At 68.7% G+C, this 18,710-nt stretch carries 18 protein-coding genes and 1 riboswitch; of the genes, 8 read left to right on the plus strand and 10 right to left on the minus strand.

Annotated elements, in window-relative coordinates; translation table 11 throughout:
• Positions 1–194 precede the first annotated feature (194 nt).
• From AC1DER_RS07130 to AC1DER_RS07145, 4 genes are all read left to right on the plus strand, one after another.
• Positions 195–1,571, plus strand: a complete 1,377-nt coding sequence (locus AC1DER_RS07130; RefSeq protein WP_477246192.1) for a DUF3300 domain-containing protein — start codon at positions 195–197, stop codon at positions 1,569–1,571.
• Between the two features lie 12 nt (positions 1,572–1,583).
• Entirely contained in the window at positions 1,584–2,483 is a 900-nt protein-coding gene (locus AC1DER_RS07135) for a DUF2950 domain-containing protein (RefSeq protein WP_477246194.1), read from the plus strand.
• A gap of 32 nt (positions 2,484–2,515) precedes the next feature.
• Positions 2,516–2,977, plus strand: a complete 462-nt coding sequence (locus AC1DER_RS07140) for a hypothetical protein (protein ID WP_477246196.1) — start codon at positions 2,516–2,518, stop codon at positions 2,975–2,977.
• A 71-nt stretch (positions 2,978–3,048) separates the two neighbouring features.
• Positions 3,049–4,434, plus strand: coding sequence for an FAD-binding oxidoreductase (locus AC1DER_RS07145; protein ID WP_441816774.1), 1,386 nt, complete (start codon positions 3,049–3,051; stop codon positions 4,432–4,434).
• Between the two features lie 9 nt (positions 4,435–4,443).
• Here the strand turns inward: AC1DER_RS07145 and thiL are convergent, their stop codons facing one another.
• The 9 genes from thiL to glyA form a co-directional block, all read right to left on the minus strand.
• Complete coding sequence (gene thiL / locus AC1DER_RS07150) at positions 4,444–5,391, minus strand: thiamine-phosphate kinase (protein ID WP_477246199.1); 948 nt, start codon at positions 5,389–5,391, stop codon at positions 4,444–4,446.
• Between the two features lie 95 nt (positions 5,392–5,486).
• On the minus strand, positions 5,487–5,948 hold the full coding sequence (gene nusB / locus AC1DER_RS07155; RefSeq protein ID WP_200606821.1) for a transcription antitermination factor NusB: 462 nt from the start codon (positions 5,946–5,948) through the stop codon (positions 5,487–5,489).
• Positions 5,945–6,412 carry a 6,7-dimethyl-8-ribityllumazine synthase gene (gene ribH, locus AC1DER_RS07160; RefSeq protein ID WP_477246201.1) on the minus strand — a complete coding sequence of 156 codons (468 nt, stop codon included), beginning with the start codon at positions 6,410–6,412 and terminating at the stop codon, positions 5,945–5,947. The genes nusB and ribH overlap by 4 nt, the downstream gene beginning before the upstream one ends.
• 79 nt (positions 6,413–6,491) lie before the next feature.
• Positions 6,492–7,616 carry a 3,4-dihydroxy-2-butanone-4-phosphate synthase gene (ribB, locus tag AC1DER_RS07165; RefSeq protein WP_477246203.1) on the minus strand — a complete coding sequence of 375 codons (1,125 nt, stop codon included), beginning with the start codon at positions 7,614–7,616 and terminating at the stop codon, positions 6,492–6,494.
• Between the two features lie 158 nt (positions 7,617–7,774).
• Complete coding sequence (locus tag AC1DER_RS07170) at positions 7,775–8,374, minus strand: riboflavin synthase (RefSeq protein WP_477246205.1); 600 nt, start codon at positions 8,372–8,374, stop codon at positions 7,775–7,777.
• Positions 8,375–8,522: 148 nt separating this feature from the next.
• Positions 8,523–8,709: riboswitch (FMN riboswitch) on the minus strand.
• 102 nt (positions 8,710–8,811) lie between these two features.
• On the minus strand, positions 8,812–9,585 hold the full coding sequence (locus AC1DER_RS07175) for a class I SAM-dependent methyltransferase (protein ID WP_477246207.1): 774 nt from the start codon (positions 9,583–9,585) through the stop codon (positions 8,812–8,814).
• Positions 9,586–9,615: 30 nt separating this feature from the next.
• Positions 9,616–10,731 (minus strand): bifunctional diaminohydroxyphosphoribosylaminopyrimidine deaminase/5-amino-6-(5-phosphoribosylamino)uracil reductase RibD, encoded by a 1,116-nt coding sequence (gene ribD, locus AC1DER_RS07180; RefSeq protein WP_441816779.1) that lies wholly within the window; start codon positions 10,729–10,731, stop codon positions 9,616–9,618.
• Positions 10,731–11,252, minus strand: coding sequence for a transcriptional regulator NrdR (nrdR, locus tag AC1DER_RS07185; protein WP_441816780.1), 522 nt, complete (start codon positions 11,250–11,252; stop codon positions 10,731–10,733). The genes ribD and nrdR overlap by 1 nt, the downstream gene beginning before the upstream one ends.
• 59 nt (positions 11,253–11,311) lie before the next feature.
• Positions 11,312–12,580, minus strand: a complete 1,269-nt coding sequence (glyA, locus tag AC1DER_RS07190; protein ID WP_477357801.1) for a serine hydroxymethyltransferase — start codon at positions 12,578–12,580, stop codon at positions 11,312–11,314.
• A 176-nt stretch (positions 12,581–12,756) separates the two neighbouring features.
• On the opposite strand from glyA, the gene lpxO reads away from it, so the two are divergent.
• The 4 genes from lpxO (at position 12,757) to AC1DER_RS07210 (ending at position 17,831) form a co-directional block, all read left to right on the plus strand.
• A complete protein-coding gene (gene lpxO / locus AC1DER_RS07195) occupies positions 12,757–13,665 on the plus strand; it encodes a lipid A hydroxylase LpxO (RefSeq protein ID WP_477246253.1) in 909 nt (302 codons plus the stop codon).
• 210 nt (positions 13,666–13,875) lie between these two features.
• Positions 13,876–15,540, plus strand: coding sequence for an energy-dependent translational throttle protein EttA (gene ettA / locus AC1DER_RS07200; protein WP_441816782.1), 1,665 nt, complete (start codon positions 13,876–13,878; stop codon positions 15,538–15,540).
• Positions 15,541–15,604: 64 nt separating this feature from the next.
• Positions 15,605–16,438 carry an orotidine-5'-phosphate decarboxylase gene (gene pyrF, locus AC1DER_RS07205; RefSeq protein WP_441816783.1) on the plus strand — a complete coding sequence of 278 codons (834 nt, stop codon included), beginning with the start codon at positions 15,605–15,607 and terminating at the stop codon, positions 16,436–16,438.
• A 58-nt stretch (positions 16,439–16,496) separates the two neighbouring features.
• Positions 16,497–17,831 (plus strand): NCS2 family permease, encoded by a 1,335-nt coding sequence (locus AC1DER_RS07210; protein ID WP_441816784.1) that lies wholly within the window; start codon positions 16,497–16,499, stop codon positions 17,829–17,831.
• Positions 17,832–17,846: 15 nt separating this feature from the next.
• Here the strand turns inward: AC1DER_RS07210 and AC1DER_RS07215 are convergent, their stop codons facing one another.
• The gene (locus AC1DER_RS07215; protein ID WP_441817012.1) at positions 17,847–18,692 is read right to left on the minus strand and encodes a glycosyltransferase family 2 protein; all 846 of its coding nucleotides are present in this window, start codon (positions 18,690–18,692) and stop codon (positions 17,847–17,849) included.
• Positions 18,693–18,710 lie beyond the last annotated feature (18 nt).

Here is an 18,710-nt window from a genome sequence, read left to right on the forward strand (position 1 = left end):
CGAAATGGCACGCGACATCAAGGAACTCTGAACGAGCGTCTTCACGGCACGCCATGGCCGGTCTCCCGGCTGCCAAGGCGTGTGGGCGGCGTGAACGCCGGCGTTTTGCCGAAGCCTATGATGCGCCCGAAGCGCCCCTGCGCCGTTCGCCTGGACGGTCGCGAAGCCGGACGTCTTGCGATTGGAGAATCCCAATGCGCATTTCCGCACGTCACTTGCCGCTGGCCGCATTGCTGTTCGCAGTGACGGCTGCAGCGGCACCGCAGGCGACCGAACCCGTTGCCGCGCAGGCTGCAGCGTCGGCACCGGCGGATGCATTCAGTGCAGAGCAGCTCGACCAGATGATGGCGCCGCTCGCGCTGTATCCCGATTCGCTGCTCGCGCAGGTGCTGATGGCCTCGACCTATCCCGGCGACGTAGCCGACGCGGTCAAGTGGACCAAGGCGCATCCCGATGCCAAGGGCGATGATGCGGTGCGCCAGGTCGGCAGCCAGGCCTGGGACCCGAGCGTGCAATCGCTGGTCGCCTTCCCGCAGGTACTGGACCTGCTGGGCAAGGACCCAGCCTGGGTGCAGCGGATGGGCGATGCGTTCCTGGCACAGCCTGATGCGGTGATGGACTCGGTGCAGCGGCTGCGCCGGCAGGCGCAGGCAGCGGGCAACCTGAAGTCGACCGAGCAACTGAAAGTCAGCTCCGAACCTGCGGCCGGATCCACGACCACCGTGGCGCCGGCGTCGTCGACGATCATCATCGAACCGGCCGACCCGCAGGTGGTGTATGTGCCGGCCTACAACTCGACCACGGTCTACGGCACCTGGCCCTACCCCTCCTACCCGCCCTACTACTATCCGCCGTCGCCGTATTACTACCCCGGTGGCGCGCTGTGGGCGGGACTGGCCTTCGGCACCGGCGTGGCGATCACCGCCGCGTTGTGGGGCGATTTCAACTGGGGCCATGGCGACATCGACATCAACGTCGACCGCTACAACAACATCAACAGCAACCGCCAGATCAACCGCGGCGACAACACCTGGCGCCACAACGCGGCCAACCGCGACGGCGTGCCTTACCGCGACCGCGCCAGCCGCGAGCAGTTCGGCCGGCAGAAGGACGGCGCCGGGCAACGCGACAACTTCCGCGGCCATGACCCGGCCCGCGCCGCCGACCGCGAACGCGCGCGCCAGTCGATGTCGCAGCATGGCTTCGACTCGCCCGCCGCAAGCAATCGCGAAGCCCGTGACCGTGCCGGCCAGGCTTCGCAACAGATGAACCGTCAGCAGGCCGGCGGACGCGACGCCGCGAGCGCCCGCCAGGGGGCGCAGAACCGCGCCGACTCGCAACGCAATGCCCAGGCCCGGCAAGGCACCCGCCAGCAATACCAGGGCAACCGCAGCGGACCCAACAATGCCTTCGCCGGCGCCGGCAATCCCGGGCAGACGCGGGCATCGTCCAGTCGCGGCCATGGCAGCTATTCGGCATCGCAGCGGCCGTCCAGCGCGCGCGGTGGCGGCCGCCAGATGTCGCGTCCGTCGCGCCCGCCTCGTTCGGGCGGCGGCGCTCGTCGTCGTTGAGAGGAGACGAAGATGACCATCGCCGTTCGCTTTCTCGCAATGACATGCCTGGCGCTGCTGGCTTCGGCGGCAGCCGCGCAGGAGTCGTTCCCGACCCAGGAGGCCGCCGCGCAGGCGCTGGTCGATGCGCTGGGTACCGACAAGGTCGACGAAGCGCGGCTGGGCGCCATCCTCGGGCCCGACTGGCTGATCTATGTGCCGCGCGGCAGTGTCGAGCGCAGCGACGTCGATGCGTTCCTCACCCGCTATCGCGAGAAGCATTCGTTCCAGACACCGGCCGCCGGCCGCGCGATCCTGGCGGTGGGCAAGGACACCTGGACCCTGCCGGTGCCACTGGAAAAGAAGCCGGCCGGCTGGGCCTTCAACGTCAAGGCCGGCGAACCGGAAATCCGCGCGCGCCGGATCGGTCGCAACGAACTCGATGCGGTCCAGGCCGTGCTCGCCTATCACGATGCGCAGATGGACTATGCCGCGGTCGATCGCGACGGCGACGGTGTGCTCGAGTACGCGCAGAAGTTCCTCAGCAGCGACGACATGCACGACGGCCTGTACTGGCCCGAAGAGAACGGCATCGACGACAGCCCGCTGGGGCCGTTGTTCGGCGACGACACGCCCGATGGCGAATGGCACGGATACAAGTACCGCATCCTGACTGCGCAGGGCCCGTCGGCGCCGGGCGGCCAGTACGACTATCTGATCGGCGACAGCATGAGCCGCGGATTCGCCGTGATCGCATGGCCGGCCAGGTACGCCGACACCGGCGTGATGAGCTTCATGATCAGCCACGAAGGTGAGGTGTTCGAGAAGGACATGGGTCCCGACAGCGAGAAAACTGCCGAAGCGATGAAGCAGTTCGATCCGGACAGCAGTTGGAAGGAAGTACCGACCGATACAGCGGAAAAGGGCAAATGAAGGGCGCGTAGCCCGCGGCCAGGAGGGGCGCGATGAGGATGGCCGTTGTCACCGCGGTGGTGATCGTCGCAGGCTGCGGCGGCTCGCCATCGAAGGTGGAGACGCCGGCGCCGCCGACGCAATCGGAAGCAGACCGCGAAGTGGACGCAGGCCGCGGCGAGTTCACCGTCGCCGCCGGCATGAACGACACCTGGAACGCCGTCGGCCAGATCCTGATCCGCCTCGACGGCGTCAACTACGAGATGCGCGCGCAGATGCTCGGCATCTACACGGTGCGCTACCGCGGTGAACGCTTCATCGTCCTCACCCGCGCGCTGCTGGCCAGCAGCGAACGCAAAGGTCTTGCCACCGAAGTGGGCGCGCTCTGGCTCGACGGCAAGCCCAACAACAGCGCCGCCGCGCGCGACCTGCTCAGGCAACTGCAGCAGCACCTCCCGGCCGAGCTCGCGTTGATCGAGGCGGGCGGCAGGGGCAAGCCCAAGCCCAAGCACTGAAGCCCCGGCGCCGTGAACCGCTGGAGAACCGGGGAAGCCGCTGCCGGGACGACGCGTTATCCTGCGCAGCGATGAACACACCCGTGTCCGAACTTCACGCCGAACTCGCCGCGCTGCTCGGCGATGGCTGGCGCACCGACGCCAGTGAGCGCCTGGCGTATGCCTACGACAACTCCCGCCGCCAGTCGCTGCCCGATGCGGTGGCGTTGCCGACCACGCGCGAGCAGGTCGTGGCGCTGGTGCGCTCGTGCCGCGCCCATGGCGTGCCCGTGGTCGCGCGCGGGCGCGGCACCAACACCACCGGCGCGGCCGTGCCCGTCGCCGGCGGCGTGGTGGTCTCGTTCGAACGGATGAACCGCATCGTCGACATCCGCCCTGGCGATCGTTGCGCGGTCGTCGAACCCGGCGTGCTCAATGGCGACCTGCAGGCGGCACTGAAGCCGCATGGGCTGTTCTGGCCACCCGATCCGACCAGCGCCGGCTACAGCAGCATCGGCGGCAACCTCGCCTGCAATGCCGGTGGCCCGCGCGCGGTGAAATACGGCGCCAGCCGCGACAACGTGCTGGCGCTGACCGCGGTGACCGGCACCGGCGAATTGATCCATTGCGGCACCGCGACCACCAAGGGCGCGACCGGGTACGACCTGCAACGCCTGCTGGTCGGCAGCGAGGGAACACTGGCCCTGATCGTCGAGGCCAGCCTGCGCCTGACGCCAATGCCGAAGACCCGGCGTGCGCTGCGCGCGATCTACCGCGACGTGTCCAGCGCGGCACAGGCGGTGGCGCGCCTGATGGCGCAGCCGGTAACGCCATCGATGCTGGAGTTCATGGATGCCGATGCCGTGCGCCTGGCGCGCGACGTCGGCGGCGCCGACCTTCCGCACGATGCCGGTGCGCTGCTGATGGTCGAGGCCGACGGCGACGAGCAGACGTTGCCGCACGACATCGAAGCGCTGATGCGCGCGGCTGCAGGCGATGGCCTGATCTCGATCGACGACGCCGCCGACGAGGCCGCGCGCGAGAAGCTGTGGGCTGCGCGCAAGGCGCTGTCGCCGTCGTTGCGCACGCTGGCGCCGGGCAAGATCAACGAAGACGTGGTGGTGCCGGTGTCACGCATTCCGCAGCTGGTCGATGGCGTGCAGGTGCTGTCGCGCGAGTTCGAACTGCCGATCGTCTGCTTCGGCCACGCCGGCAATGGCAACCTGCACGTCAACCTGCTCTACGACCCCGCCGATGCCGCACAGAACGCGCGTGCGCATGCGGCGATGGCGCGGGTGTTCGCGCTGACGCTGTCGCTCGGCGGCACCTTGTCGGGCGAGCATGGCATCGGGCTGGCCAAGCGCGAGTTCATGCCGCAGGCAATCGATGCGCCGACGCTGGCGATGATGCGGGCGGTGAAGCGGGCGTTCGATCCGGACGGGATATTGAATCCGGGCAAGTTGCTGCCGGACGAGTAGGTGGCCGGCCTAGCCGAAGTGTTCGTAGCCCTTGCGCGGCGGCAGCCACTCGATCGCGTCCGCGTCGAACACATGCACGCCCGGGTTCGCGGTGATGCGCCCTACCCAGCTCACCGGCACACCCGCGCTGTCGGCGGCGCGCTGGACCTCATCGAGCCGTTCTGACGGCGCGGTGAAACACAGTTCGTAATCGTCCCCGCCGGCCACCTGCAGCAGCCGGCGCGCTTGGCCGCTGGCGAAGGCCTGCAGCGCATCGGATGCGGGCAATGAATCCAGGTCGACGTCGGCGCCGGCGCCGCTGGTCCGGCAGACATGGCCCAGGTCGGCCAGCAGGCCGTCGGACAGGTCGATGCAGGCGTGCGCGATGCCCAGCAGCGCCCGCCCCAGTTCGACGCGCGGTGTCGGCCGGTCGAGCCGTGTGCGCAGGTGCATGTCGGCTTCTGCACCCTCGCGCCACTGTTCAAGCGCCGCCGCGGCGTCGCCGAGGCAACCGCTGACCCAGACGTCGTCGCCGATGCGCGCCGCATCACGTCGCAACGCGCGGCCGGGTTCGACGAACCCGTGCACGGTCACGCTGATCGAGAGCGGGCCGCGGGTGGTGTCGCCACCGACGAGGGCGATGCGGTGCTGCGAGGCAAGGTCGAGGAAACCGTCGAGGAAACCGTCGAGCCAGGTTTCGTCGCTATCGGGCAACGACAACGACAGCGTGCACCACGCCGGCTCCGCGCCCATCGCCGCAAGATCGGAGAGATTGACCGCGAGCGCCTTCCAGCCGACGTCGGCCGCTGCGGTTTCGGGCGGGAAATGCACGCCGGCGTTGAGCGTGTCGGTGGCCACGACCAGTTGCATGGCCGGCGGCACCTGCAGCACCGCGGCATCGTCGCCGATGCCGAGGATGACGTCGTCGCGGTGGGCGGCGCGGGACTGGATGCGGGCGATCAGGTCGAACTCTTTCACGGCCTTGTCCTCGTCCCTGCCTCGCCCCTGCCCTCTCCCGCCAGCGGGAGAGGGAGCGTAACAACTGCCGCTCTCCCGCAAACGGGAGAGGTGCATCACTTGCCGCGCGGCGCCTGCACTTCGGTCGCGCGCCAGGCGGCGGCGGCATGGTCGAGCACGCCATTGACGTAGGTGTGGCCGTGCTCCGCGCCGAAGCGCTTGACCGACTCGATCGCCTCGTTGATCACCACGCGGTACGGCACGTCCGGACGCAGGCGCAGCTCGTAGGCGGCGATGCGCAGGGCGGCGCGTTCGATCGCATCGACCTGGTCGATCTCGCGGTCGAGGAACGGCTGCAATGCTTCGTCGAGGTCGTTGCAGTGCTGGTCGACGCCGCGCACCAGGTCCTCGAAGTATTCCAGGTCGGCCACTTCGTGCGCCTGCTCGTGGGCGAACTGCGAGATCACGTCCGGCGCGGTGGCGCCCGACATCTGCCAGGCATACACGGCCTGCAGGGCGCGACGGCGCGCACGCGAACGGGCTACGGGATCGATTCCATCGTTGCGACGGCGGTTCATGGCAGTTGCCCCAGCAGGTGACTCATTTCCAATGCGGCCAAGGCCGCCTCTTCGCCCTTGTTGCCGTGACTGCCGCCTGCGCGGGCCTCGGCATCTTCGTGGCGCTCGACCGCGAGCACGCCGTTGGCCACGGGCAGGCCGTAGTCCAGCGAGACCCGCATCAGGCCGTCCGAGCATCCGTCGGCGACCTGTTCGTAATGACGCGTGTCGCCGCGCACGACGCAACCCAGCGCGACCACGGCGGCATGCTGCCCGGCGGCGCCCAGGCGCGCGGCCACGAGCGGGATCTCCCAGGCGCCCGGGACGCGGATCACGTCGACCGCCATTTCGGCCACGCCGTTGTCGGTGAACGTCTTGCGCGCGCCGGCCACCAGCGTATCGGTGATGCGCGGGTTCCAGCGGCTGGCAATGATCGCGAAGCGCGCGCCCTCGGGGCTGCGCAGGTCGCCTTCGTAATGGGGCATGGGGGATTGTCCGGAGTGGGCGGGCATTTTAGCGCGTTAAGGGGATGCTCCCCCTGCAGGCAGGGGGAGGCGCACGTCGTCAGTGCGGCAACTCGACGTACTCGACCACTTCCAGGCCGTAGCCGGCCAGGCCGATCTGACGGCGCGGGGTGCCCAGCACGCGCAGCTTGCCCAGGCCGAGGTCGGCCAGGATCTGGCCACCGGCGCCGTTCCTGCGCCATTCGGCCAGCGCGTGGCCCGGGGGCGTTGTCGCCGGGGTCGCTTCGTTGTCGGCATGCAACGGCGCCCGCACGCGCGCCAGCATCGCCTCGGCGTCGGCTCCGTCGGCCAGCAGCACCAGCGCGCCGCGGCCTTCACTGGCGATGGCCCTGAGCACGTCACCCACGGCCGGTCCAAAGTCCGGGCGTCGCCAGTGCAGGGCGTCGGCGAGCGGGTTGAGCATGTGCACGCGCACCAGCGTCGGCGACGAGGGGTCGGGCTCGCCGCGACGCAGGGCGAAGTGCAGGCCGTGGCTGAGGCGGTCGCGGTAGGTGAACAACTGGAACGGGCCGTGCTCGGTCTCGATCTCGCGCTCGTCGATGCGCTCGACGGTGTGCTCGGTTTCCAGGCGGTAGCGGATCAGCTCCTCGATCGAGCCGATCTTCAGGCCGTGCTCGGCGGCAAACTGCTCCAGCTGCGGCCGCCGCGCCATGCCGCCGTCGGGGTTGAGGATCTCCACCAGCACGCCGGCCGGCTCCATGCCCGCCAGCAGCGCCAGGTCGGCGGCCGCTTCGGTATGGCCGGCGCGGTTGAGCACGCCGCCGGGCTGGGCCTGCAGCGGGAAGATATGGCCGGGCTGGGAGAGATCGCTCGGCGCCGCATCCGGGCGCACCGCGGTGCGGATGGTGTGGGCACGGTCGTAGGCCGAGATGCCGGTGGTGACGCCTTCGGCCGCCTCGATGCTGACGGTGAAGTTGGTGTGGTGCTGCGAGGTATTGTCGCGGACCATCGGCGGCAGGCCGAGCTGGCGGCAGCGTTCGCGCGTGAGCGACAGGCACACCAGGCCACGCGCGTGGGTGACCATGAAGTTGATGTCCTGCGGGCGCACCAGTTCGGCGGCCATGATCAGGTCGCCTTCGTTCTCGCGGTCCTCGTCATCGACGATGACGACCATGCGGCCGTTGCGGATCTCTTCGAGCAGTTCGGGGATGGGGCTGAAAGGCATGGGGTTTCCTGTTGCACGTCATCCGGGCTGGGCCGGTTCAATTCTTGTCAACGTCATCCCGGCGAACGCCGGGATCAAACTTGTCAACGCCATCCCGGCGAACGCCGGGATCAAACTTGTCAACGCCATCCCGGCGAACGCCGGGATCTGTTTTCCGGTCAGTCGTTGCGGCCGGCGAGCAGGCGCTCGACATAGCGCGCCACCAGGTCGATCTCGAGATTGACCGCGTCGCCAACGCCGGTCTGCACGAATGCCGTGTTGGCGACCGTGTGCGGGATCAGCGCGACTTCGAAGCCGTGGGCATCGACCTCGTTGACGGTCAGGCTGACGCCGTCCACGCAGATCGATCCCTTCTTGGCGATGTAGCGCAGCAGCGCCGCCGGGGCATTGAAGCGCCAGCGTTGCGCGCGCGCGTCCCCGGTGACCGAGGCGACGCTGCCGAGGCCGTCGACATGGCCGCTGACCATATGACCGCCAAGGCGATCGGTCGGGCGCATCGCCCGCTCCAGGTTCAACACCGAACCGGGCACGAGGGCGCCAAGCGTGGTCAGCGACAGGGTCTCGTTGGACGCATCGGCGGCGAAGCGGGTCGCATCGAACTCGACCACGGTCAGGCACACGCCATTGACCGCGATGCTTTCGCCCAGCTTGACCGCGTCGAACGCGAGCGTGCCGACGTCGACGGTCAGGCGGACGTCGCCGCCGCGGTTCTCGGTGGTGGCCAGGCGGCCTACCCCTTCGATGATGCCGGTGAACATCAGCGCGCCTCCGCGGACGCGACAACGCGGCCGGCAAAGGCGAAGGACCTGGTGAACCTGATGACGATGGACATGAAACGTTTCCCGCAGAAGTGAGCGAAAAACGCCTCAAGGCATGAGGCAGGCGCACGGCCGCGAGGCCGTGTGCAGCTGTCTTCTTTCATCCGGACTGTGGCGGCGCCATCGCTGGCCCCGCTGTACCGTCGGCTCCGGCATCTGACCGGATCTGCTGACCCTCCGGCGTGGCCGGAGGCGCTCGCGGGCTCGTGCAGACTGGCCTGGGCTGGCCTGCACCTACCGCCGGTGGGGAATTCCACCCCGCCCTGAAGACGTCGTGTTGTGGTGCCGCTGGATTGGCGCGGCGATTCTAGCATCCGGGTCCGGGGCCGCTTTCGGGCGGGCCGGCGGACGCAGTGTTCCACCGACCCGGCTGGGATTCAGGGCTTGCGGCGCAGGTGCAGGAACAGCGGCCACTGGATCAGGCGGGTATCGCCCTCCCCGCCCCAGTCTGCCGCCAGGGCCGGCCCGTAACGGCCGACGGGGTCTTCGCCGGTGTCTGCGGTGCAGCGCGCGACCGCCGACATGCTCGACAGGTAGCGCAGGAAATGGCCCAGGTCCCACTCCGCCTCCAGCCACATTGCCGGCGCCGGCAGCGCCGGGAACGGCCAGTCGTAGCCGGCGTAGCGGGCATCGATCTGGGCGCGCTCGGGGGGCCAGTAGGGTTCGATGCGGGCACGGAACGCCGCAACGGCATCGACCATGCCCTCGGGCGCGATGAAGTCGCCATAGCCCCAGGCGGCAAGAACACCGCCCGGCGTGAGCACACGCTCGCACTCGCGGAAGAACGGCTCGCGGTCGAACCAGTGCAGCGCCTGCGCAACCGCCACCAGTTGCACGCTGGCGTCGGCCAGTGCGGTGCGTTCGCCGGGTTCGACGGCGAGGCTGACGTTGCTCTTTTCGTTATGGGCCCAGTGCTGGGCCAGCTGCTTCGCGCTCGGCTCGGTGGCATGCACGTGGGCGAAGCGTGCCGCCAGTCCGCGCGTGGCCTGGCCACTGCCGCAGCCGGGTTCCCAGACATGGGCGCTGGCGGGAACCACCGCGGCGATCGCGTCGAAGAGCGCGTCCGGGTACTCCGGGCGGGCCTGCGCATAGGCATCGGCGATGCCGGAGAAATGATCCTTGAACGGTGTCGCTGCCGGGTCCGTGGTCATGACTGCCTCCAGTGCTGCACCGCGTGTGTGCTATCCGCCAGGTGCCGTCCCTGCGGCTGCCGGTTGCGGCCGCAACAGCAACCGCACGTCCTGGCCAATGTAGCGCGACTCGACGATGGCCATGTTGAGCTTCTGTGACATCGAGTCGATGGCGAGCCCGTCAAACAGCGGCCGCGCACGCTCGCCGAGGAGCACCGGTGCGACGTACAAAAGCACTTCGTCGACCAGACCCGCGGCGAGGAACGCACCGGCAAGCGTGGCGCCGGCCTCGAGCTGGATCTCGTTGACGCCGCGCTCTGCAAGCAGGCGCAGCACGGCATCGAGGTCAAAGCGGCCTTCGCGCACGGTGACGGCTGCCAGCTGCGCCTGGATTCCGCGCGGCGGCTTGGCATCGGGCGCGTGGATGTAGAGCGTGGGCGCGTCGCCTTCGCGCACGCGGCCGCGCGCGACCGTGGCCAGGCCGGGATCGAGCACGACGCGCAGCGGCGCCACGAACGGCGTGTCGTCCTCCATGCGCACGGTCAACGCGGGATCGTCGGCGAGCACGGTGCCGGCGCCGGTCACGATGGCCCCGGCGCGTGCGCGCCAGTGCTGCACGTCCAGGCGCGAGGCTTCGCCGCTGATCCACTTCGACTCGCCGCTGGCCAGCGCGCTGCGACCGTCGAGGCTGGTCGCGAGCTTCACCCGCAGCCAGGGGCGGCCGCGCTCCACTCGCGACAGGAAGCCGCGGTTGAGCGCGCGCGCCTGCACTTCCATCAGACCGGACTCGACCTGGATTCCGGCCGCTTGCAGCTTCTCGAAACCGGCGCCGTCAACCTGGGGAAACGGATCGCGCATCGCCGCGACCACGCGCGTGACGCCTGCAGCGATCAGGGCATCCGCGCACGGGCCGGTGCGTCCGGTGTGGGCGCAGGGTTCAAGCGTGACGTAGGCGGTCGCGCCGCGGGCGCGCTCGCCAGCAGCACGCAGCGCGAAGACTTCGGCGTGCGGCTCGCCGGCGCGCTGGTGCCAGCCTTCGCCGACGACTTCCTCGCCATGTGCGATCACGCAGCCCACCATCGGATTGGGCTTGGTGGTGTAGGCGCCGCGCTCGGCCAGGCGCAGGGCCTGGGCCATCATCGCGTGGTCGGTGGCGGTGAAGGCCATCAGCGTTTCCTGGTGCGCGGAGCCGGCTCGGGCTCGCCTTCGAGCAGCGGCAGCTGGCCTTCGGCGGAGCTGTCGCTTTCGAGACGGTCGAGCTCCTCGCGGAAATCGGCCACGTCCTGGAACGCGCGGTAGACCGACGCGAATCGTACGTAGGCGACGTGGTCGAGCTTGCGCATCTCGGCCATGACGAATTCACCGACGCGCCGCGACTGCAGTTCGCGTTCGGCCGTCATGCGCAGCTGGTGCACGACCGCGCGCACGGCCGCTTCGATCTGTTCTTCGGCCACGGGCCGCTTCTGCAGCGCGCGATCGAAACTTGCGCGCAGCTTGCGCGCATCGAACGCCTCGCGGCGGCCGTCGCTCTTGATCACCAGCGGCAATTTCAGCTCGATGGTTTCCAGCGTCGAGAAACGCTCGCCGCAGGCCTCGCAGACGCGACGCCGGCGAATCGTGGCGCCGTCATCGGACACGCGCGAATCGATCACGCGCGTGTCGTTGTGCTGGCAGAAGGGGCAATGCATGCGCTATTGCCCCATTCCGCGCTGCCGCAGCGTCACACTGGCCGCCGGCGTGGTCATCCTCAGCCGTAAACCGGGTACTTGCGGCACTGCTCGGTGACCTTCTCGCGAACCGCAGCAATGACCTTCTCGTCGCCCGGTGCATCGAGCACGTCGCAGATCCAGTTGGCCAGTTCGACGCAGTCGGCTTCCTTGTAGCCGCGGGTGGTGACAGCCGGGGTGCCGATGCGCAGGCCCGAGGTGACGAAGGGCTTTTGCGGGTCGTTCGGCACGGCATTCTTGTTGACCGTGATGTGGGCCTTGCCGAGCGCGGCCTCCGCGTCCTTGCCGGTGACGCCCTTGCCGATCATGTCGATCAACATCAGGTGGTTCTGGGTGCCGCCGGAAACGATCTTGTAGCCGCGCTTGATGATGGTTTCGGCCATCGCCTGCGCGTTCTTGACCACCTGCTGCTGGTAGGCCTTGAACTCCGGCTCCAGCGCTTCCTTGAAGGCCACGGCCTTGGCCGCGATCACGTGCATCAGCGGACCGCCCTGGATGCCCGGGAAGACGATGCTCTGCAGCTTCTTGACCAGGTCCTCGGACGCATTCTTTGCGACGATGATGCCGCCGCGCGGGCCGCGCAGGGTCTTGTGCGTGGTCGAGGTGACCACGTGCGCATGCGGCAACGGGTCCGGATAGACGCCAGCGGCGACGAGGCCGGCGACGTGGGCCATGTCGACGAACAGGAACGCACCGACCTTGTCGGCGATGGCGCGGAAGCGCGCCCAGTCGATGTGCTGCGAGTAGGCCGAGAAACCGGCGACGACCATCTTCGGCTTGTGCTCGATGGCGAGCTTTTCGACTTCGTCGTAATCGATCATGCCCTGGGCATCGACGCCGTACTGGACGGCGTTGAAAAGCTTGCCGCTGGCGTTGACCTTGGCGCCGTGGGTGAGGTGGCCGCCATGGGCCAGCGACATGCCCAGGATCGTGTCGCCCGGATTGAGCAGGGCGAAATACACGGCCTGGTTGGCCTGCGAGCCCGAATGCGGCTGGACGTTGGCATACATACCTTCCGTGGAGCCGGCATTGAAGAGCTGCTTGAGGCGGTCGATGGCGAGCTGCTCGGCCACGTCGACGTATTCGCAGCCGCCGTAGTAGCGCTTGCCCGGGTAGCCTTCGGCGTACTTGTTGGTCAGGACGCTGCCCTGGGCCTCCATCACGCGCGGGCTGGCGTAGTTCTCCGAGGCGATCAGCTCGACGTGGTCTTCCTGGCGGCGGGCCTCGTTGGCGATGGCCTGGGCCAGTTCATCGTCGTAACCGGCGATACGGGCAGAGCTGGGGAACATTCGCGGAACCTCGAACGGTGGGGGTTGGGAGGGCCAGGGGATCCCGGCGGCCGGGCATTCAGGGCCGATGGGGTGGCGCAGTCAGCCCCCGGATGGTAGCCCAGGCCTTAAAATGCGGCCAGCAACGCGCCGCCCGGCGAGCCCGGACGGCCCATTCCCCACCCACAGGGCCTGCGATCGTGAAATGGGTTTTTGTCTTCCTGTTCCTTGCCAGCGCGGTGTACGTGCACTTCCGCGGCAAGGTACGGCACCGCCTGGGCCGGCAGCTGCTGGACCATTCCACGTTCATGGCCCCGATCAACGTGCTGATGTACGCGTTCTCGCGCGTGCCGACCACCGCGTTCATCCATGAGCCGGGCGACCACTTCCCCGAGCTCGAGCCCCTGCGCGCCAACTGGCAGGTGATCCGCGAGGAAGCCCGCAGGCTGCGCGAGCTGCAGCACATCAAGGCGGCCGAGGGCTACAACGACGTCGGCTTCAACTCGTTCTTCCGCCGCGGCTGGAAGCGCTTCTACCTGAAGTGGTACGACGACGCCCACCCCTCGGCGGCGCAGCTGTGCCCGCAGACCACGGCCCTGCTGCGGCAGATCCCCAGCGTCAAGGCGGCGATGTTCACCGAACTGCCGCCCGGCGGAGAGCTGCGCCCGCACCGCGACCCCTTCGCCGGCTCGCTGCGCCTGCACCTGGGGCTGGAGACGCCCAACGACGACGGCTGCTTCATCGAGGTCGACGGCAACCGCTACAGCTGGCGCGACGGCCAGTGGACGATGTTCGACGAGACCTTCATCCACAGCGCCCGCAACGACACCCAGGTCAACCGGATCATCCTGTTCTGCGATGTCGAGCGGCCGATGAAGTACCGCTGGGCGCAGGCGCTGAACCGTGTCATCGCCCGCAACCTGATCGCCGCCGGCGCCTCGCCGAACATGGAAGGCGACAAGACCGGGGGCATCAACCGCCTGTTCAAGTACTTCTACGTCCTGCGCCTGAAGGCCAAGGGCCTGCGGGAGCGCAACAAGAACCTGTATTACGGGCTGAAGTACCTGGCGGTGCTGGCCGCGGTGGCGTTCATCGTCTGGATCTGAGGCCCGTCGCCCCGGCGATTGCCGGGACCCGGGACCGCGACCTGACCGTTGGCCACGGCTCGCTGGCTGGGGCTCCGTCACTGGATCCCCGCGTTCGCCGGATGACGGTGGCCAGGCGGCAGCGGGCCCCGACCCCGTATAATCACCGCTTCCCCGCCCTGCCCCAGGCCTCCCGGCCCGGCTCGGCGCGTCCTGCGTTCCGGAGTGCCCATGTCGCAATACATCTACACCATGAACGGTGTCAGCAAGACCGTTCCGCCGAAGCGCCAGATCATCAAGGACATCTCGTTGTCCTTCTTCCCCGGCGCGAAGATCGGCCTGCTCGGTCTCAACGGCGCGGGCAAGTCGACGGTGCTCAAGATCATGGCCGGCGTCGACACCGATTTCGTCGGCGAAGCGCGCCCGCAGCCGGGCATCAAGGTCGGCTACCTCGCCCAGGAGCCGCAGCTCGATCCCACCCACACCGTGCGCCAGGCCGTGGAAGTCGGCGTCGGTGACGTGCTCAGCGCGCAGGCCGCGCTCGACGCCGTCTACGCCGCCTACGCCGAAGAAGGCGCCGATTTCGACAAGCTCGCCGCCGAGCAGCAGCGCCTGGAGGCGATCCTCGCCACCGGCGACGCGCACATGCTCGAGCAGCAGCTCGAAGTGGCCGCCGATGCACTGCGCCTGCCGCCGTGGGAAGCGGTCGTGGGCAAGCTGTCGGGTGGCGAGAAGCGCCGCGTCGCGCTGTGCCAGCTGCTGCTGCAGAAGCCGGACATGCTGCTGCTCGACGAACCGACCAACCACCTCGACGCCGAGTCGGTGGAATGGCTGGAGCAGTTCCTCGCGCGCTATACCGGCACCGTGGTGGCCGTCACACACGACCGTTACTTCCTCGACAACGCCGCCGAGTGGATCCTCGAGCTCGACCGCGGCCGCGGCATTCCGTGGAAGGGCAACTACACCGACTGGCTGATGCAGAAGGAAGAGCGCCTCAAGCAGGAAGAAGGCCAGGAAAAGGCGCGCCAGAAGGCGATCCACAAGGAACTCGAGTGGGCCCGCCAGAACGCCAAGGGCGGCCGCTCCAAGGGCAAGGCGCGTCTTGCCCGCCTCGATGAGCTGCAGTCGGTGGACTACCAGCGCCGCAACGAGACCAACGAGATCTTCATCCCGCCGGGCGAGCGCCTGGGCAACGCGGTGGTCGAGTTCAAGAACGTCAGCAAGAAGTTCGGCGACCGCCTGCTGATCGACAACCTCAGCTTCCTCGTGCCGGCCGGCGCGATCGTCGGCATCATCGGCCCGAACGGCGCCGGCAAGTCGACGCTGTTCAAGATGATCACCGGCCAGGAAAAGCCGGACTCCGGCGAGATCACCATGGGTTCGACGGTGAAGCTGGCCTATGTCGACCAGAGCCGCGACAAGCTGGAAGGCAACCACAACGTCTTCCAGGAAGTCTCTGGCGGCCTCGACATCCTCAACATCAACGGTGTCGAGATCCAGTCGCGCGCCTACATCGGCCGCTTCAACTTCAAGGGCCAGGACCAGCAGAAGCTGGTCGGCACGCTGTCGGGTGGTGAGCGCGGTCGCCTGCACATGGCCAAGACCCTGCTGCAGGGCGGCAACGTGCTGCTGCTCGACGAACCGTCCAACGACCTCGACATCGAAACGTTGCGCGCGCTCGAAGACGCACTGCTCGAGTTCCCGGGCAACACGTTCGTGATCTCCCATGACCGCTGGTTCCTGGACCGCATCGCCACGCACATCCTCGCCTTCGAAGGCGACTCGCACGTGGAGTTCTTCCAGGGCAACTACCGCGAGTACGAGGAAGACAAGAAGCGTCGCCTGGGCGCCGAAGGCGCGCAGCCGCACCGCCTGAGGTTCAAGGCCCTGAAGTGACGATCTGGCCCGCGCCCGCTCTGCGGGCGCGGCTTTGCCAGATCGTCATCCCGGCGAAAGCCGGATGAAAGTGGAGACACACGTGACCTTCATCGCGGCCCTGAAACAACGCTGGACCCAGGCCAACTCCCTCGTCTGCGTCGGCCTCGACCCGGAGCCGGCGAAGTTCCCGGCGCGTTTCGCCGCCGATCCTGACGCGGTCTTCAACTTCTGCCGCGACATCGTCGACGCCACCGCGCAGTACGCCTGCGCCTTCAAGCCGCAGATCGCCCACTTCGCCGCGCTTGGCGCCGAAGATGCGCTGCAGCGGCTGGTCGCGCACATCCATGCCGCGCATCCGGGCATCCCGGTGATCCTCGACAGCAAGCGCGGCGACATCGGCAGCACCGCCCAGCATTACGCCAGCGAAGCGTTCGACCGCTACGCCGCCGATGCCGTCACCGCCAATCCCTACCTCGGCCGCGATTCGTTGCAGCCGTTCCTCGACCGTGCCGACCGCGGCGTGGTGATCCTGTGCCGCACTTCCAATCCGGGCGCCGGCGACCTGCAGGACCTGGTCGTCGCCGACGGCCGACCGCTCTACCAGCACGTCGCCGAGAAGGTGGCGCGCGAGTGGAACGGCAACGGCAACTGCGCGCTGGTGGTCGGCGCGACCTGGCCGGCGCAGCTGCGCGAAGTGCGCGCGATCGTCGGTGACGTGCCGTTTCTGGTGCCCGGTGTCGGCGCACAGGGTGGCGACGTCGAGGCGGTGGTCACCCATGCGAAGTCTGCCGACGGCACCGGCCTGATGGTCAGCAGCTCGCGGGCGATCCTGTACGCCTCCTCCGGCGACGACTTTGCCGAAGCCGCGGCAGCCGCGGCGCGCGAGCTGCGCGACGAGATCAACCGCCACCGTTGAACCCCGCCATCGCCGCGACACTGCGTCGACACCAGGCAATGGCACCCTAGGAACCGCCATGCCCAGCCGCGCCCTCGAATCTCTCTTCAAGCTCCGCGAGCACGGCAGCGATGTCCGCACCGAACTGGTGGCCGGGCTGACCACGTTCCTGACGATGTCCTACATCGTCTTCGTCAATCCCAGCATCCTCGGCGACGCCGGCATGGACGTCGGCGCGGTGTTCGTCGCCACTTGCCTGGCCGCGGCGATCGGCACGCTGGTGATGGCCTTCGCCGCCAACTACCCGGTCGGCATGGCGCCGGGCATGGGGCTGAACGCCTTCTTTGCCTTCACCGTGGTCGGCGCCATGGGCTACAGCTGGCAGCAGGCGCTGGGTGCGGTGTTCATTTCCGGCATCGTCTTCCTGCTGCTCACCATCACCGGCGCGCGCGCCTGGCTGATCGCCGGGATACCGCATTCCCTGCGCAGCGCGATCACCGCGGGCATCGGCCTGTTCCTGGCCATCATTGCCCTGCAGAAATCCGGCGTGATCGTGGGCGACGCGGACACGCTGGTGTCGCTCGGCGACCTGCGCGAGCCCGAGCCGCTGCTCGCCGTCGCGGGCTTCCTGCTGATCGCGGTGCTGGAAGCCTGGCGCGTGCGCGGCGCGATCCTGATCGGCGTGCTGGCGGTGACCGCCTCGGCGCTGCTGCTTGGCCTGGTCGAGTACCACGGCGTCATCGACATGCCACCCAGCCTGGCGCCAACGCTGATGCAGCTCGACATCGCCGGCGCCCTCGGCGGCGGCGCAGGCCTGTCGTGGTCGGCGATGCTGCACGTGGTGATCGTGTTCGTGCTGGTGGAGGTGTTCGACGCCACCGGTACGCTGATGGGCGTGGCGCGCCGCGCCGGCCTGCTGCCGACCGACGATGCCTCGCCGGCGCAGCAGAAGCGTTTCGGCCGCGCCCTGTTTGCCGACAGCACGGCGATCCTGGCCGGTTCGCTACTCGGCACCAGCAGCACCACGGCCTACATCGAGAGCGCGTCGGGCGTGCAGGCCGGCGGGCGCACGGGCCTGACCGCGCTGGTGGTCGCTGCGTTGTTCCTGCTCGCCCTGCTGTTCTCGCCGCTGGCCTCGATGGTGCCGCCGTATGCGACGGCGCCGGCGCTGCTGTTCGTCGCCGGACTGATGCTGCGCGAACTGGGCGACGTGCATTGGGACGACCTCACCGAGTCGGTCCCGGCGGCGCTGTGCACGCTGGCGATGCCGTTCACCTACTCGATCGCCAATGGCCTGGCGTTCGGCTTCATCGCCTATGCGGTGCTGAAGCTGGCAACCGGACGCGCGCGCGAAGTGCACTCGGCGGTGTGGGTGGTGGCGGTGCTGTTCGTGCTGCGCTTTGCGATGGCCTGAGGCCGCGTCGAATCGCTACGGCAGGTGCTTCAGGCGGGCACGCGTGTAGGCCAGCGGAAAGCGCAGCCAGATCGCGGCGAACACGCCCAGGCGCAGCCACAGGCTTCGCCTTGGCGCCTCGAACTTGCGGAAGTAGCGCCACAGGCCGCGGTGCTTGTGCCACTCGACGAACAGCGGCCGCGAGCGGCTCGAGACGCCGCGCACGTGCAGCACGCGGATGTGGTTGGCGACGGCGATGCGCGCGCCGGCCTCGCGCGCGCGACGGCACAGGTCCAGGTCTTCGGCATGCAGGCGATAGCCTTCGTCGAAGCCGCCGATTCGCACGAACAGCGCGCGCGGCATGAGCATCAGGGCGCCCGAGATCGCCTCGACCGGTTGCAACGCCTGCGCGTCGTCGATCGACAACTCCAGTTTCGCCGCCGGCGTGCCGCCGAGCGCGCCCGCCAGCATCGCGGAGAAATCGGGGTCGCGCCGGCGCGCGGCGCCGTCACGCAGGCCCTGCTCGTCGACCAGGTCGGCGCCGAGCAGGATGTCGCCCTGGCCGGCCGCCAGCGTGCGCAGGCGCGCCAGCGTGTCCGGCTCGACCAGGCAATCGGGGTTGACGAACGCCAGCCATGAAGCGTCGCCGTTGGCATCGCGTGCGCCCTGGTTGCAGGCGACCGCGAAGCCGGGGTTGTCGGGATTGGCGATGAAGCGCACGCGCGTATCGGCCATGGCGTGGCGCTGGACGATCTCGAGCGTGTCGTCGTCGGACTGGTTGTCGACCACGCGGATGGCAGTCACGCCGTCGGCGCCGCGCAGGCGCTGCAGGCAGTCGTCGATGGTCTCGCCGCTGCGGTAGGTCACCACGACGACGGCGATGCCGTCGGCAACAGCGAC

The sequence above is a fragment of the Lysobacter sp. 05T417 genome (genome assembly GCF_056396405.1).